Source organism: Burkholderia ubonensis (assembly GCF_902833085.1).
In the GTDB taxonomy this organism is placed as follows: Bacteria; Pseudomonadota; Gammaproteobacteria; order Burkholderiales; family Burkholderiaceae; genus Burkholderia; species Burkholderia ubonensis.
This window is the reverse complement of sequence record NZ_CADFEB010000012.1, coordinates 93,633-108,715: the sequence shown is the minus strand read 5'-3', so window position 1 is coordinate 108,715 and position 15,083 is coordinate 93,633. Positions and strand designations below refer to the sequence as shown.

General features: G+C 69.1%; 16 protein-coding genes. 7 read left to right on the top strand and 9 right to left on the bottom strand.

Annotated features, from left to right (window positions below; genetic code table 11):
* Positions 1–201: 201 nt before the first annotated feature.
* Positions 202–972: an NAD(P)H-dependent oxidoreductase gene (locus tag HWX31_RS30590; protein WP_174964847.1), complete on the bottom strand. Its 771-nt coding sequence runs from the start codon at positions 970–972 to the stop codon at positions 202–204.
* A 74-nt stretch (positions 973–1,046) separates the two neighbouring features.
* Here HWX31_RS30590 and HWX31_RS30585 point away from each other — a divergent pair, with 74 nt between their 5' ends.
* Positions 1,047–1,421, top strand: a complete 375-nt coding sequence (locus HWX31_RS30585) for a winged helix-turn-helix transcriptional regulator (protein WP_174964848.1) — start codon at positions 1,047–1,049, stop codon at positions 1,419–1,421.
* 61 nt (positions 1,422–1,482) lie between these two features.
* On the opposite strand, the gene mnmA is transcribed toward HWX31_RS30585, so the two are convergent.
* Positions 1,483–2,640, bottom strand: coding sequence for a tRNA 2-thiouridine(34) synthase MnmA (gene mnmA / locus HWX31_RS30580; protein WP_059617063.1), 1,158 nt, complete (start codon positions 2,638–2,640; stop codon positions 1,483–1,485).
* The gene (locus tag HWX31_RS30575) at positions 2,637–3,146 is read right to left on the bottom strand and encodes an NUDIX hydrolase (RefSeq protein ID WP_174964849.1); all 510 of its coding nucleotides are present in this window, start codon (positions 3,144–3,146) and stop codon (positions 2,637–2,639) included. The genes mnmA and HWX31_RS30575 overlap by 4 nt, the downstream gene beginning before the upstream one ends.
* Before the next feature lie 270 nt (positions 3,147–3,416).
* Here HWX31_RS30575 and HWX31_RS30570 point away from each other — a divergent pair, with 270 nt between their 5' ends.
* From HWX31_RS30570 to HWX31_RS30560, 3 genes are read left to right on the top strand one after another with little or no spacing between them, the layout of a single operon-like run.
* A complete protein-coding gene (locus tag HWX31_RS30570) occupies positions 3,417–4,556 on the top strand; it encodes a Re/Si-specific NAD(P)(+) transhydrogenase subunit alpha (protein ID WP_059611100.1) in 1,140 nt (379 codons plus the stop codon).
* Between the two features lie 12 nt (positions 4,557–4,568).
* A complete protein-coding gene (locus HWX31_RS30565) occupies positions 4,569–4,895 on the top strand; it encodes an NAD(P) transhydrogenase subunit alpha part 2 (protein WP_174964850.1) in 327 nt (108 codons plus the stop codon).
* On the top strand, positions 4,892–6,346 hold the full coding sequence (locus HWX31_RS30560) for an NAD(P)(+) transhydrogenase (Re/Si-specific) subunit beta (protein ID WP_174964851.1): 1,455 nt from the start codon (positions 4,892–4,894) through the stop codon (positions 6,344–6,346). The genes HWX31_RS30565 and HWX31_RS30560 overlap by 4 nt, the downstream gene beginning before the upstream one ends.
* A 65-nt stretch (positions 6,347–6,411) precedes the next feature.
* On the opposite strand, the gene HWX31_RS30555 is transcribed toward HWX31_RS30560, so the two are convergent.
* The gene (locus HWX31_RS30555) at positions 6,412–7,332 is read right to left on the bottom strand and encodes a LysR family transcriptional regulator (protein WP_059611104.1); all 921 of its coding nucleotides are present in this window, start codon (positions 7,330–7,332) and stop codon (positions 6,412–6,414) included.
* An 80-nt stretch (positions 7,333–7,412) separates the two neighbouring features.
* Here HWX31_RS30555 and HWX31_RS30550 point away from each other — a divergent pair, with 80 nt between their 5' ends.
* Complete coding sequence (locus HWX31_RS30550) at positions 7,413–8,336, top strand: carbon-nitrogen hydrolase family protein (protein WP_174964852.1); 924 nt, start codon at positions 7,413–7,415, stop codon at positions 8,334–8,336.
* A gap of 55 nt (positions 8,337–8,391) precedes the next feature.
* Here HWX31_RS30550 and HWX31_RS30545 read toward each other — a convergent pair whose 3' ends face one another.
* Both HWX31_RS30545 and HWX31_RS30540 read right to left on the bottom strand, forming a co-directional pair.
* On the bottom strand, positions 8,392–9,078 hold the full coding sequence (locus HWX31_RS30545; protein WP_059760630.1) for a helix-turn-helix transcriptional regulator: 687 nt from the start codon (positions 9,076–9,078) through the stop codon (positions 8,392–8,394).
* 73 nt (positions 9,079–9,151) lie between these two features.
* Positions 9,152–9,550, bottom strand: a complete 399-nt coding sequence (locus HWX31_RS30540) for a VOC family protein (RefSeq protein WP_059611111.1) — start codon at positions 9,548–9,550, stop codon at positions 9,152–9,154.
* 162 nt (positions 9,551–9,712) lie between these two features.
* Between HWX31_RS30540 and HWX31_RS30535 the strand changes: the two genes are divergently transcribed.
* Both HWX31_RS30535 and HWX31_RS30530 read left to right on the top strand, forming a co-directional pair.
* Complete coding sequence (locus HWX31_RS30535; RefSeq protein ID WP_174964853.1) at positions 9,713–10,045, top strand: ArsR/SmtB family transcription factor; 333 nt, start codon at positions 9,713–9,715, stop codon at positions 10,043–10,045.
* Entirely contained in the window at positions 10,038–10,502 is a 465-nt protein-coding gene (locus HWX31_RS30530; RefSeq protein ID WP_174964854.1) for an SRPBCC family protein, read from the top strand. The genes HWX31_RS30535 and HWX31_RS30530 overlap by 8 nt, the downstream gene beginning before the upstream one ends.
* Positions 10,503–10,555: 53 nt before the next feature.
* Here the strand turns inward: HWX31_RS30530 and HWX31_RS30525 are convergent, their stop codons facing one another.
* The 3 genes from HWX31_RS30525 to HWX31_RS30515 form a co-directional block, all read right to left on the bottom strand.
* The gene (locus HWX31_RS30525; protein WP_208456097.1) at positions 10,556–10,963 is read right to left on the bottom strand and encodes a T6SS amidase immunity protein Tai4 family protein; all 408 of its coding nucleotides are present in this window, start codon (positions 10,961–10,963) and stop codon (positions 10,556–10,558) included.
* Positions 10,964–11,139: 176 nt separating this feature from the next.
* Positions 11,140–12,438, bottom strand: a complete 1,299-nt coding sequence (locus HWX31_RS30520; protein WP_174964855.1) for a THUMP domain-containing class I SAM-dependent RNA methyltransferase — start codon at positions 12,436–12,438, stop codon at positions 11,140–11,142.
* Between the two features lie 182 nt (positions 12,439–12,620).
* A complete protein-coding gene (locus tag HWX31_RS30515; protein ID WP_174964856.1) occupies positions 12,621–14,744 on the bottom strand; it encodes a site-specific recombinase in 2,124 nt (707 codons plus the stop codon).
* Positions 14,745–15,083: the final 339 nt, after the last annotated feature.

The window sequence follows — 15,083 nt, the reverse complement described above, 5'->3', positions numbered from 1 at the left end:
TATACATTTTCTGGATCGCCGCGATGCGCGATGCAGCGGCGCGGCGGCGGGCGCAACAGCCGGCGGCCGCCTGTGCCGGGTGCGCGGCGACATCCGTCTCGCGGGGCCGCGCATGCGCGCTGCGACCGGCGCCGATGCTGGGCGAGAGTCTACTACGGGAATCGCCAGGCCTGCGCTGACGCGCCGGCAGGGCAGGGCGCGTCAGACCTCGCGTCGCGCGTGGCGGATGAACGGGCTGTACACGGGGGCGTCCGGCTTCAGCGTGACGCCGGCATCGAAGTCCTCGTCCCGGTTGAACGGCATCCGCGGCCACGCGGACCAGTCGCGCACCCGCGCGCGATAGGCGTCGACCCGTTCCCGCAGGGCGGCGTCCCGTCGCCGCGCGGCCGCGCGGTCGGGATCGTCGCGCACGTCGTGGATCAGGTGCGGCTCGAGCACGTCGAAGCCGACGTAGCGCAGCGCGTACATGAGCGGCCACAGCAGCAGGCGCGTGTCGCCTTCGCGGCCGTCGGGCGAACAGGCCGTCGCCGACGATCCGGTCGTCACGCTCAACAGCGCGCGGCGCCCCCGCATGACGCCGCGATCGTGGCGACGGCGGCTGTCGTAGAGGCCGCCATACACGAATACGCGGTCCATCCAGCCTTTGAGGATCGCGGGCGCGCCGAACCACCACAGCGGGAATTGCAGGATCAGCGCGTCGGCCGCATGCAGCAGGTCGAGGTGCTGCCGGATCTCGGGGGCGAGCGAGCCGCGCTGCCAGTGATGGCGTTGCTCGCGCTGCGCGTCGAAACGCGCGGGATCGTGCCGGTCGGGGTGATGCCACGGCGCCTCGCGCGCGTCGAAGCCCTCCGCGTACAGGTCGACGACGGTCGCGGCATGTCCCTGTTCGCGCCAGGCCGCCGCCGCCGCGCCGGCCAGGTGCGCGTTGAACGAGCGGGGTTCTGGATGGGCGACGAGGATCAGTGCATGCATGAGCGGGCTCCGGTGATGTGCGACGATGATGGCCCGCGGCTGCCGGCCGCGCAATTACGCACCCGGAGGTAACCATGGCATTCCCCGGCGACGTCTACGCGGCCGACTGTTCGGCGCGCGACGCGCTCACGCTGATCGCGGGCAAATGGACGCTGCTGATCCTGCCCGCGCTGGCGGCGGGGCCGTTGCGCAACGGCGAGCTGCTCGCGCGCATCGGCGGAATTTCACAGAAGGTCCTGACGCAGAATCTGCGCGAACTGGAGCGCCACGGCCTGATCGAGCGCGAGGATTTTCGCGCACGGCCCGCGCGCGTCGAATATCGGCTGACGCCGGTGGCGGAATCGCTGGTGACGACGCTGATTGCGCTCGACCGATGGGCCGAGCGGCATTTTCCCGAACTCGACGCGGCGCGCGAGCGCTACGACGCCGCGTTGCGCCGCACGGCCTGACGGACGGCGGCGCGGCGCGGTTCGGGAGGGAAGGGGGATCGGGAACGGGCCGGCAGGCCGCTCAGCGTGTTTCGACGAGCGCCGGCGCGCCGGCTTCCGTGGGCGCCTCATGGCCGGGCTGACCCGGCTGGCCGGTCGCCGCGAATTCGATGATGCCGCCGCCGAGGCAGATTTCGCCGTCGTACAGCACCGCCGACTGGCCGGGCGTGACCGCCCATTGCGCGTCGTCGAAGGTCAGCGAGAAGCGCTCGCCGCCGGCCCGTGCGAACGAGCAGGCCGCATCGGCCTGCCGGTAGCGGGTCTTCGCGCCGCACGCAAAGCCGTCGGCCGGCGGCTCGCCGGCGGTCCAGCTCACGTTGCCGGCGACGAGCCGGCGCGACAGCAGCCACGGATGGTCGTGGCCCTGCACGACGTACAGCGTGTTCGACGGGATGTCCTTCGCGGCGACGAACCACGGCTCGCCGCTGCCGTCCTTGCTGCCGCCGAGGCCGATGCCCTTGCGCTGGCCGAACGTGTAGAACGCGAGGCCGATGTGCTCGCCGACCGTCTTGCCGTCGGGCGTCTTCATCGGGCCGGGTTTCGTCGGCAGATAGCGGTTCAGGAAATCGCGGAACGGCCGCTCGCCGATGAAGCAGATGCCGGTCGAATCCTTCTTCTTCGCGTTCGGCAGCCCGATCTGCGCGGCGATCTCGCGCACCTTCGTCTTCGGGATCTCGCCGAGCGGGAACATCGTCTTCGACAGCTGCGCCTGGTTCAGCCGGTGCAGGAAATACGACTGGTCCTTCGTGTGGTCGAACGCCTTCAGCAGCTCGAAGCGGCCGTCGCGCTCGCGCACGCGCGCGTAGTGGCCGGTCGCGATCGTTTCCGCGCCGAGCGTCATCGCGTGATCGAGGAACGCCTTGAACTTGATCTCGGCGTTGCACAGCACGTCCGGGTTCGGCGTGCGCCCGGCCGAGTATTCGCGCAGGAACTCGGCGAACACGCGGTCCTTGTATTCGGCGGCGAAGTTGACGGCCTCGACGTCGATGCCGATCAGGTCGGCGACCGACACGACGTCGATCCAGTCCTGGCGCGTCGAGCAGTATTCGCCGTCGTCGTCGTCTTCCCAGTTCTTCATGAACAGGCCGACGACGTCGTATCCCTGTTCCTTCAGCAGCCACGCGGTCACCGACGAATCGACGCCGCCCGACATGCCGACCACGACACGTCGTTTGCTCATTTGTTCACCACCTGACGATCGAATGCGTCCGGCCGCGGCGCGACCGAATGCGTATGCACGAAATCGAGCGGAATGCGCCGCCCGGCGAGATAGTCGTCGACGCAGCGCATCACCGCGGGCGAGCGGTGGCGGTCGCTGCATGCGCGCAGCTCGTCGGCCGTCAGCCACAGCGTGCGGACGATGCCGTCGTCGAGCCGGTGCCCGGCGAGCGGCTCGCCCGCCGCGCCGCAGAACGTGAAGCGCAGATAGGTGGCGCCCGCGTTGCCGGGGCGGTCGTAATGGGCGAGGTACACGCCGACGAGCGCGTCGGGCTCGAACGGATGCGCGGTTTCCTCGAGCGTTTCGCGGATCACGGCGTCGGCGAGCGATTCGCCGGCTTCGAGGTGGCCGGCGGGCTGGTTGATGCGCAGGCCCGCCGAGGTTTCTTCCTCGATCACGAGAAAGCGGCCGGCGCGCTCGACGATCGCCGCGACGGTCACGTGCGGGGTCCAGATTTCGGGTTTCATGGGATCGCATTTTACCGGTTGCGCCCGGACACTGCCGGGTATGCAGCGATGGCTGTTCCGACCCCGCGGGATCGGCGGCGCGCTTGTCAAGTGCTGCAGCGCAACAGTGCCGCACGGTCGTTCGGAAACTGCTGGCGCGACCCCCGCTTTCGGTTAAAGTGCAGCGTGATAGCCGTTGCTCGTGAGCCGGTATGCAAGCCTGTCCGGCTCGCCGTCGCAGTAAGAATCGAATTAAAGAATTAATTACTGTAATGACCGGAGGAATCGACAATGCATATCGGAGTGCCTGCTGAGACGCGGGCGAACGAGACGCGCGTGGCCGCGACGCCGGAGACCGTCAAGAAATACGCGGCCGCCGGCCACCGCGTGAGCGTGGCGAAGGGGGCGGGTGTCGCGGCCAGCTATCCCGACGACGCCTACGCGGCCGCCGGCGCCGAGTTGACCGACCAGTCGGCCGCTTTCGACGCCGACATCGTGCTGAAGGTCCAGGCGCCCACCGAAACCGAGATTCCATCGCTCAAGCGCGGCTCCGTGCTGATCGGCATGCTCGATCCATTCAACGGCGAGCAGGCCGCGCAGCTCGCGGCGGCCGGCGTGACCGGCTTCGCGCTGGAAGCCGCGCCGCGCACCACGCGCGCGCAGAGCCTCGACGTGCTGTCGTCGCAGGCGAACATCGCCGGCTACAAGGCGGTGCTGGTCGCCGCCGATCTGTACCCGCGCTTCCTGCCGATGCTGATGACGGCCGCCGGCACCGTGAAGGCGGCGCGCGTACTGATCCTCGGCGCGGGCGTCGCGGGCCTGCAGGCGATCGCGACCGCGAAGCGCCTCGGCGCGGTGATCGAGGCGTCCGACGTGCGGCCGGCCGTGAAGGAGCAGATCGAGTCGCTCGGCGCGAAATTCCTCGACGTGCCTTACGAAACCGACGAGGAGCGCGAGGCCGCGCAAGGCGTCGGCGGCTACGCGCGGCCGATGCCCGCCTCGTGGCTCGGCCGCCAGGCCGCGCTCGTGCACGAGCGCGCGAAGCAGGCCGACATCATCATCACCACCGCGCTGATCCCGGGCCGTCCCGCGCCGACGCTGATCTCGGTCGAGACCGTGCAGTCGATGAAGCCCGGCTCGGTGCTGGTCGACCTCGCGGCCGGCCGCGGGCCGGAATTCGACGGCAGGAAGAGCGGCAACTGCCCGCTAACCGTCGCCGATCAGGTGATCGTGCACAACGGCGTGACGATCGCGGGCCACACCAACCTCGCGTCGATGGTCGCGTCGGATGCGTCCGCGCTGTACGCGCGCAACCTGCTCGACTTCATGAAGCTGATCGTGACGAAGGAAGGCACGCTGAACATCGACCTGACCGACGACATCGTCGCCGCGACGCTGCTGTGCCGCGACGGCGAAGTCGCCCGCAAGTAACCGGAGGGGACCATGGAAGTCATCAATCACACGGTGATCAACGTGATCATCTTCGTGCTGGCGGTGTACGTCGGCTACCACGTGGTGTGGAACGTGACGCCCGCGCTGCACACGCCGCTGATGGCGGTGACCAACGCGATCTCGGCGATCGTGATCGTCGGCGCGATGCTCGCCACCGCGCTGACGGTCGGCACGGCCGGCAAGGTGTTCGGCACGCTCGCGGTCGTGCTCGCGGCGGTCAACGTGTTCGGCGGGTTCCTCGTCACGAGACGGATGCTCGAGATGTTCAAGAAGAAGGTGCCCAAGCGCATCGACGGCGGCAAGGAGGGCGCGCGATGAGCATGAACGTCGTTACGCTCCTCTACCTGATCGCGTCGGTCTGCTTCATCCAGGCGCTGAAGGGGCTGTCGAACCCGAAGAGCGCCCGGCGCGGCAACCTGTTCGGGATGGTCGGGATGGCCATCGCGATCCTCACGACGATCGCGCTGATCGTCAAGCAGGCTGCGTTGCTCGACGCGAACCTGCCGCTCGGCCTCGGGCTCCTGCTCGGCGCGCTGGTGGTCGGCGGCGCGGTCGGCGCGGTGGTCGCCGCGCGCGTCGAGATGACCAAGATGCCGGAACTCGTCGCGGCGATGCACTCGCTGATCGGTCTCGCGGCGGTGTGCATCGCGTATGCGGTGGTGGCCGAGCCGGAAGCGTTCGGGCTCGTGCCGCAGGACGCGACGGTGTCGAACTTCATCCCGTACGGCAACCGGGTCGAGCTGTTCATCGGCACGTTCGTCGGCGCGATCACGTTCTCCGGGTCGGTGATCGCGTTCGGCAAGCTGTCCGGCAAGTACAAGTTCCGGCTGTTCCAGGGCGCGCCGGTCGTGTATGCGGGCCAGCACCTGATCAACCTGATGCTCGCGCTCGCGATGCTCGGCTTCGGCATTCTGTTCATGCTGACGCAATCGTGGCTGCCGTTCGTGATCATGACGGCGATCGCGTTCGTGCTCGGCGTGCTGATCATCATCCCGATCGGCGGCGCGGACATGCCGGTGGTCGTGTCGATGCTGAACTCGTACTCGGGGTGGGCCGCGGCGGGCATCGGCTTCTCGCTGAACAACGCGATGCTGATCATCGCGGGCTCGCTGGTCGGCTCGTCGGGCGCGATCCTGTCGTACATCATGTGCCATGCGATGAACCGCTCGTTCTTCAACGTGATCCTCGGCGGTTTCGGCGGCGAGGCGTCGGCCGGCGCTGCAGGCGGCTCGCAGGAGCAGCGGCCGGTGAAGTCGGGCTCGGCGGAGGACGCGTCGTTCATGCTCGGCAACGCGGAGACGGTCGTGATCGTGCCGGGCTACGGCCTCGCGGTGGCGCGCGCGCAGCATGCGCTGAAGGAGCTGACCGACAAGCTGGTCGAGAAGGGGATCGACGTGAAGTACGCGATCCACCCGGTCGCCGGGCGAATGCCGGGGCACATGAACGTGCTGCTCGCGGAAGCGGAGGTGCCGTACGAGATCGTCCACGAGATGGAGGACATCAACGGCGAGTTCGGCCAGGTCGACGTGGTGCTGGTGCTCGGCGCGAACGACGTGGTGAACCCGGCCGCTAAGAACGATCCGAAGTCGCCGATCGCGGGGATGCCGATCATCGAGGCGTACAAGGCGCGCACGGTGATCGTCAACAAGCGGTCGATGGCCGCGGGGTATGCGGGGCTCGACAACGACCTGTTCTACATGGACAAGACGATGATGGTGTTCGGCGATGCGAAGAAGGTCATCGAGGACATGGTGAAGTCGGTCGATTGACGTACTCGAAAAACGCAGTCGCGTGCACGGCGGGCGACGGCTCATCCGTTTGCCCGCCGTTTTTTTCACGGCCTGACGATCCTTTCGATGCACGCGGCGACGGCGTCCCGCACGCGCACGATCGCCGGGTCGCGCTGCGCGCTCGTGCGCCAGCCGATCTCCACCGGATAGCCCGGCAGCGCGACCGGGCATGCGACGCATTGCAGCGGCGTTGCCTGCGCGATCGCCCGCGCCGCGTGCGCGGGGATCGTTGCAACGGCATCGGAGCCGAGCAGCAGATACGGTAGTGCCGCGAAATGCGTGGTCGACGCGGTCACGTGCCGCTTGTGCCCGAGCGCGGCCAGCGCTTCGTCGACGATCCCGATCACGCCGCCCGACGACACCAGCAGATGGTCGCGCCGCAGATAGTCGGCGAGCGTCAGCGTACGAGCGGGCCGTGTGCGCGCCGCCGGATCGATCAGGCAAGCATAGCCGCCAGTCGCAACCGCGCGCCGGCTCAGCCCGCTCGCCGAAAACCCGCCCGACGCGATCGCGAGGTCGACGCCGTGCCGAAGCAGCGCGTCGCCCGCGATTCCGCTGTACGTCTGCCGGAAGATCAGCCGGATGCCGGCCGCTTCCTTCGCGACCGCGGCAATCAGCGCGCTGCCGAGCGCGATCTCGAAGTCGTCCGACAGCCCGATCGAGATTGTGCGGCTGAGCCGGTCGCCGCTGTCGGCCACGATCGTAAGGCTCTGCCGGCAACGGTCGAGCGCGTCGGACAGGATCGGCTTCAACTCGTCCGCGCGCGGCGTCGGCGCGAGCCCGCGGCCGGTGCGCACGAACAGCGGATCGGCGTACAGCACGCGCAGCCGAGCGAGTGCCGCGCTGACGGCCGACTGCGTGAGGTCGAGCCGCAGCGCCGCGCGACTCGCGCCGCCTTCCTCGTACAGCGCCTCGAAGACCTTCAGCAGGTTCAGGTCGATACGCGAGATATCATCGCTGTTCATATCACTTATCGTTCCATCGATTTGATCGATGACATCTTATCGACAAAGATGGCGTCATCCCCATCACCGGAGACGCCTTCATGTCCACCTCAGTCATCGCCGCGCTGCAGCTCGGCACATCGCCCGCCGGCACGCGCGCCACGCTCGACAAGATCCTCGGCTACGAAACGGCGATCCGCGACAGCGGCGCATCGCTCGTCGTGCTGCCCGAAGCCGTGCTCGGCGGCTATCCGAAAGGCGAGATCTTCGGCACGCGGCTCGGCTACCGGCTGCCCGAAGGCCGCGACGCGTACGCGCGCTACGCCGCGCAGGCGATCGACGTGTCGGGGCCGGAAACCGACGAGCTGGCCGCGCTTTCGCAGCGCACCGACGCGAGCCTCGTGGTCGGCGTGATCGAGCGCGGCGGCAGCACGCTCTATTGCACGGCGCTGTTTTTCGATCCGCGCGACGGGCTCGTCGCGAAGCACCGCAAGCTGATGCCGACCGGCACCGAGCGACTGATCTGGGGGCAGGGCGACGGCTCGACGCTGCCTGTCGTCGAGACCGCCGCGGGGCGGGCCGGCGCCGCGATCTGCTGGGAGAACCACATGCCGTTGTTGCGCTGCGCGATGTATGCGAAGGGCGTGCAGATTTGGTGCGCGCCGACCGTCGACGAGCGCGACGTCTGGCAAAGCTCGATGCGCCATATCGCGCACGAGGGGCGCTGCTTCGTCGTGAGCGCGTGCCAGGTGCAGCCGTCGCCGCGCGCGCTCGGGATCGACGTGCCGGGCTGGGACCCGGAGCGGCCGCTGATCCGCGGCGGCAGCGTGATCGTCGGGCCGCTCGGCGACCTGGTGGCCGAGCCGCTGATCGGGGAAGAGGGGCTCGTCTCCGCGCGCATCGATCTCGACGAGCTGGTGCGCGCGCGTTACGACTTCGACGTGGTCGGGCACTATGCGCGCGCCGACGTGTTCTCGCTGCACGTGGATGAACGGCCGAAGCGCGCGGTGGTGTTCGGGGAATGAGCGAACAGGCGGTGGCGCGCGCAACCGTGTCGCGGCGTGCCGTCGCCCGGCCGCGTCACTTCATCGGCGCTTCCGCGATCCGCATGTAATCCGCGATCCGGCGCCCTTCCATGTCCGGAAACTGCTCGTGCACGGTGATGTCGCCCATCCGCGCGATGTCGAAGGTGCGAAAGTCGTCGCGCAGCTCGCACCACGCGCCGATCGTCCAGCGTCCGCCCCAGTACACGAGCCCGAGCGGCCACACGCGGCGCTGCGTGTGCGCGCCGAGGCGGTCGCGATACGCGAAGCTGACGACGTGCCGCGTGTCCACCGCCTGGTGGATCGCGTCGACCTTCGCGCAGAACGCCGCGTCGATGTGGAACGACGGCGCGAACACCGGCAGGCGGTCGAGCGCGTTGCGCTTGTCGGCCGGCATCGCCGACGCGATCTTCGCGAGCGCCGAACGGGCGCCGCCCGCGAAGCGCGCGCCGCCCCAGGTCTCGAGCATCCGCGCGCCGGCGGCGAGCGCCGCGAGTTCCTCCGCGGTGAAGGTGAGCGGCGGCAGGCTCGCGTTGCGGTTCAGCCGGTAGCCGATGCCGGCCTCGCCTTCGATCGGCACCCCTGACAGTTGCAGGTCGCGCACGTCGCGGTACACGGTGCGCGGCGACACCGACAGCCAGTCGGCCAGCTGCTGCGCGGTCGTCAGGCGACGCCCGCGCAGCAGTTCGGCGATCTGGAACAGGCGATCGGCACGACGCGTCATTGCTGCACCTCGATTCCGTCAAAAGCGGCGACACCGCGATGATAGCGCCGCGCCCGCCGCCCGGTGGACGCCGTCAGTGGCATTTCGGCGCGTGCAGGCCGACGCGGTTGCCTTCGGTATCGATCAGGTACCCGATGTAACCGTAGTTGTTCGGCAGTTCGACGACCGATCCTTGCACGATGCCGCCCGCGCGCTTCGCGCGGTCGAGCGCCGCGACGACCGATTCGCCCGCATTCAGGTAGACGAGCACGCCGGTCGCGCTCGGCTTCATCTGCTGCGGGTCGTAGACGATGCTGCCGCCGGTGGCCGACGCTTCGTGGCCGAACACGGCCATCGGCACGCCGCCGATCACGTCGCGATGCAGCGTCGTCTGCAGCACGGTTTCATAGAAGCGGATCGCGCGGTCGAAATCGAGGGACGGAATGTCGAACCAGGCGATTGCGCGTTCCAGGGTTGCGGTTGCTGACGTCATGACGAGCTCCTTGTTCGTTCGGGTTCTGTGTGGAAACCAGCCTTGCATTGCGCCGGGATTGCAGTGTGAGCGGGGGCTGCTGACACCGTATTGTCAGTAGTGTTGTCATCCTTGACATGCAACCATTTGGTTGCATAATAAATGCAACGACCCAGGAGCGGAATGGATCTTGTTTTCAAGGCGCTGGCCGACGCCACGCGCCGTCAACTGCTCGACCTGCTGCAAGCGAGGAACGGCCAGACGCTGTCCGAGCTGTGCGACGGCCTTGCGATGAGCCGCCAGGCGGTGAGCAAGCATCTCGCGCTGCTCGAGGCCGCGAATCTGGTCGCGACGGTGTGGCGCGGCCGGGAGAAGCTGCACTACCTGAATCCGGTGCCGATCCACGACATCGCGGAACGCTGGATCGGCAAGTTCGAGCGTCGGCGCCTGCAGGCGCTGGCGGATCTCAAGCGCGGGCTCGAAGCGGCCCGCGAAACGGGAGCAGACGATGAGTGACCCCGCCTTTGTGTACGTGACGTTCATAGCATCGACGCCCGAGCGCGTGTTCGATGCGCTGACCAATGCCGAGCTGACGAAGGACTACTGGGTGCGGCATCGCAACGCATCGCCCGACTGGCGACCGGGTTCGCGCTGGGAGCATCAGGACTACGACGATCCGTCGCGCGTCGACATCGTCGGCGAGGTCGTCGAGCACGATCCGCCGCGCCGGCTCGTCGTTACGTGGCGCGCGCCGTCCGGGGAGGGCGAGGAATCTCGCGTGACCTACGTCGTCGAGCCGCACGAAGGCGTCGTGAAGCTGACCGTCACGCACGACGGGCTCGTGCCGGGCTCGGAGATGGATCGCGGGATTCGCGGCGGGTGGCCGGTCGTGCTGTCGAGCCTCAAGACGCTGCTCGAGACGGGGCAGGCGCTGCCGTTCACGATGGCGCGCTGGTCGAAGTCGAAGCACTGAAACGCATCGCCGCCCGGTTCGCGAGCGCGGTTCGGGCGGCGATGTATGCGGCGCTAGTGCGCTTTTGCCAGCCGATCGGCAAGCGTGTCGAGTTCCTGGCTGTGGAAGAGGTCGATGCACTTCATCGTATTGAACGACGCCGGAATCGAGCCGCCGTATTTCCGGTTTGCGTACCGTTGCGTGAGCGTACGGAGCGCGTCGTAGGCCTCGATCGGCTGATGGCCGAACTCCAGATACGCGCTTGCGGCGGCATTGGCGTCGTCACGGTCGCGGGCGCCATGCGCGACTTGCGCGAGACAGACGCTGAGTGCCCAGTTCTTCAGCAACGTCTTTTGCGAATACCGTTCGACAGGGTTGCGAGCATCGGGGCCCGCGGCCGTGACTTGGGATGCCGCCGTGGCCGTGCCGTTCGCGAGGGCCATGAAGAGGGCCAGCAGCAGGCTTTTCAGCGCAATACCCATATCGATGCGGTTTCCGGGATGAAGGTGCCGTTGTCGGGAGCATCGGCATCGCCGGAACAGCGCGACGCAAACAGTAGGGGAGGGAGAACCGGGGGAGAATAACCCGGCGTGTTCGCCGGCCAGGCAGGGACGGCGACAGCCGGCCGCGCGGAGGCGGCCGGCACATGATGCGTTGCTTACGCGTCCCCTTCCGGTGCGGCCGGACGCGCCTTCACGCTGCCCGCGATCAGGTCGAAGCGGAACAGCCGGCATTCGAGCGCGCCGTTGAAGAGCGGCGTCTTGGCCGATTCGCGCAGCCGGAGCTGGCCGGGCAGCGCGCGGTCGGACGTCAGCAGGAATGCCTGCCAGCCGGTGAAGCGCTGCTTCAGCGCGTCGCCCAGCGCGTTGAAGAACTCGCTGTCGGGCGCGTCGGTGTGGGTGCGGCGGAACGCGTCGTCGTTGCCGCGATTGCGGCCCGTCTCGCGCGCGTCGCCGCGCGGGCCGCGGCCGCGCACTTCGATCCGCTCGCCGTACGGCGGGTTCGCGACGATGATCCCCGGCGCGTCGCACGGCGGCGTCATTGCGCGTGCGTCGACCTGCTTGAGCCACAGCGACGGCACGCCCGCGCGTTCGAGGTTCGCGCGCGCCTTCTCGAGCATGTCGCCGGAGATGTCGCTGCCGTAGACCAGCAGATCGTCGCGCTTGCCGCGCGCCGCGCGCTTCGCGTCCAGCGCCGCGACCTTCAGGCCCTGCCACGCGGTGATGTCGTACTGCTTGAGCTTTTCGAAGCCGAAGCGGCGCTCGACGCCCGGCGCCACGCCGAGCGCGATCTGCGCCGCTTCCGCGAGGAACGTGCCGCTGCCGCACATCGGGTCGTACAGCGGCGTGCCGGGCGCCCAGCCGGTCAGGCGCAGGATGCCGGCCGCGAGGTTCTCGCGCAGCGGCGCCGCGCCCTTGTCGAGGCGCCAGCCGCGCTTGAACAGAGGCTCGCCGGACGTGTCGAGGTACAGCGTGCAGTCGGTGGCGGTCAGGAACGCGAACACGCGCACGTCGGGCGCGCCGGTGTCGATGCTCGGCCGCGCGCCGGTCTTGTCGCGCATCCGGTCGCAGATCGCGTCCTTCACGCGCAGCGTCGCGAACTCGAGGCTCTTGAGCGGCGACTTGATCGCGGTGATGTCGACGCGCAGCGTCTGCGTCGCCGCGAACCAGCGCTCCCACGGCTGCTCGAGCGCGAGCGCGTAGACGTCCTGCTCGTTGCGGTACGGGCGGTGCGCGATCTTCAGCAGCACGCGGCTCGCGATCCGCGAATGCAGGTTCGCGGCCATCCCGGCGGCCCAGCCGCCCCGGAAATGGACGCCGCCCGGCACCTGCGCGCCCGCGGCGAACGGCGCGCCGTTCAGATGGCTGCCGGCGATCTCGGCCAGCTCGGCGGCAAGCGCCGCTTCGAGGCCGCGCGGGCAGGGGGCGAAGAATTCGTACTGGGTGGGCGAGGACATAAGGCGGGGGAGGACGGACAAAAGTCCATTATTGTACGCGGCGCGGGCGGCAGGGCCGGCGCGTCGTGCCGCGAGGGCCGCCGGCGGCCGGGAGAGGCCGGTTCGAAGCGGCCGGCCGCCCCCGTGGAATCGGTTCGGCGTGCGGCTGCGTGCGGCCCGACCCGGCGGGCCGCACGCAGCGCTCAGTGCGACCCCGACTGCCCCGTGCGGGCCGTCGCGCCGGCTGCCGGCCAGACCAGCACGAGCGGATTCGCGAGCACCGCCCGGCCGATCGCGGCGACGAGCGCGCGCACCTTGGTCGGCCGCAGGCTGCGCGAGCGCACGGCCATCGTGAACGCGAGCGCGAAGCTCACCGCGACGTTGAGGATCGCCATGCTGAGCACGCCCGCCGCCGCCCACCACAGCTCGGGCGAGCCGAGCGTGTCCTTGCCGAGCACGCCGAGCGCGATGCCGATCGAGCCCGCGGACAGCGTCACGTGACGCACCTCGAACGAAAACGCGACGGCGCTGACGATCACCGGCACGAGGCCGAGCATCAGGCCGAGGCCGACGTTGCCGACCACGCCGGCGACGTTCGAGCGGCAGAAATGCGCGAGCTTCGCCGCGCCGGCGGCGCCGAGCGTGAGGCGCAGCCGGCGGTTGTACGCGAGCGCGTCGCCGACGCGATGCAGCACGAACCAGTTGTCCGCCCAGCCGGCGAGCAGGCTCGACGACCACAGCAGCACGCCCGTGAGCGCCGCATAAAGCGGCGTCGGGCCGAGCAGCGAGAATGACTGAAGCGTCGCATGCGCCTTCTGCGACGAGATCAGGTTCGCATGCAGCACGCCGCCCGCGAACAGCTGCACGAGCAGGCACACCGGCAGCACGACGAGCACGTTGCCGCAGATCGCCGCCGCCTGCGTGCGGATCAGCGCGATCACCGACGACACGAACTGCTTCACGCCGTCGTCGTGGACCGTGCCGTCGAGCTCGCGCGCGAGCGTCGGCGCGGTCATCGCCGGCTGCTTGGTCGCGAGCGTGAAGTGCAGGAAGTGCATCACCATGAAGCTCGCCGCGTAGTTGACGCCGGCCAGCAGCCCTTCGAGCATCGACTGCAGGTGCGCGCCGGTGATCGCGAACTTCAGGCAGACCGTCGCGACGGTGACGAGCCCGCCGCCAGCGGCCATCCGCAGCATTTTCAGGTACTCGGCGCGGCCGCGCGTGATGTAGTGCTCGCCGGTGTCCGCATTGGTCTCGACGAGCTTGCGCGCGAACAGCGAGAAATTGCTGCGCACGAGGTGCGACACGCTCTGGCTGTTCTGGTTCGCGTCGACGAGCTCGGCCGTGAGGCGCGCCGTCCCGCGCAGGTCGTCGCGCGCCATCCACGCGTTCAGCAGCATTTCCGCGCGCTGGATGCGCATCCGCATCCGCTCGACCTGGAACACGATGTCGACCGACACGCCGTTGCGGTACAGGTGCGCGAACACGTCGTCGACCGCGATCCGGCACTCGTCGAGCAGCACGCGCAGGTAGTTGACCTCGTGCAGCAGCTTGCTCGGGGCGCCGCCTTCCTCGAGCGCGGCGTGCGCGGATTCGACCGCGAGCATCGCGCCCGTCAGCCGGTAGAACGGCTGCGCTTCGAGCGGCTTGGGCGCGTCGTCGCCGGACAGGCGGCTGCGCACGGTCTGCGACAGGCCGGTCGAGCTGATCTGGCAGGTCAGGTTGTGCAGCGCCGCGAGCAGGTCGCGAGAAAGCGAGCCGGGCTCGTGACGCTCGTCGTCGGTCACGTCGAACGACAGCAGGTCGGCGAGGCGCGCGAGCAGGTCGTCGGGCAGCGCGCCGATCCACTGGGCATCTTCCGGTGCCGGGAACATCAGCGTGAACAGCGCGGACAGTTCGCGGCGGTTCGGCGCGGGCGGGATCATCGACGAATCGAGCCGCTCGAACAGCGCGCCGAAGAAGCCCGAGTGCACGGGCATGCCCGCGTCGCACAGCAGCGAGATGCCGTCGCATTCGCGCAGGATGCCGCGCAGGGTCCGCGCGGCATGCGATTTCCACGCCGGGTTGCGGTCGAGCACGTGGAACAGGTAGCGCAGCCGCGCATGCGCGGGGAACGTGCGCGCGTCGTCGTCGCGTTCGGCGGCGTCCTGCGATGCGGCCTGCATCGCGCCGCCGCGGCGCAGCCAGTGCGCGAGCTCGATCAGCCATTCGCTGCGCTCGGCGTAGGGCGCGTCGGCGTCGGCGTGCGCCAGCAGCGCGTCGAGCTGGTGGCTCGCGCTGCGCGACGCGCGCCACTTCTGAATCAGGGTCGTCAGGGAACGAAACATAAACGGAATGGCGAAAGCCCTGGACGGGCGGGTTTCGGATGCGGCGACGGTCGCGAAGCGGGCGCGGCGCCTTGGATTGCCGTGTGACTGGCCGGGTCGCCCGGCACGGCGCGGTGGCCCCAGGCGACCCGTAAGCGGCCCGTTCGATACGGCTCGCGCGGCGTCACGCGCGCGGGCGAAGAGCGATGCGGCTTGCGGGCGGCACGGCGCGGCCCCGGCGAAGGGTGGATCGACGGCCGGCGCAAGCAGGGAACCTGCGTAGGATCGTCAATCAGTCTCGAAAATGCAAGTCGACCGGACTGCCTATCGTCGGTTCCGGCGGATTATGACAAAGAATGC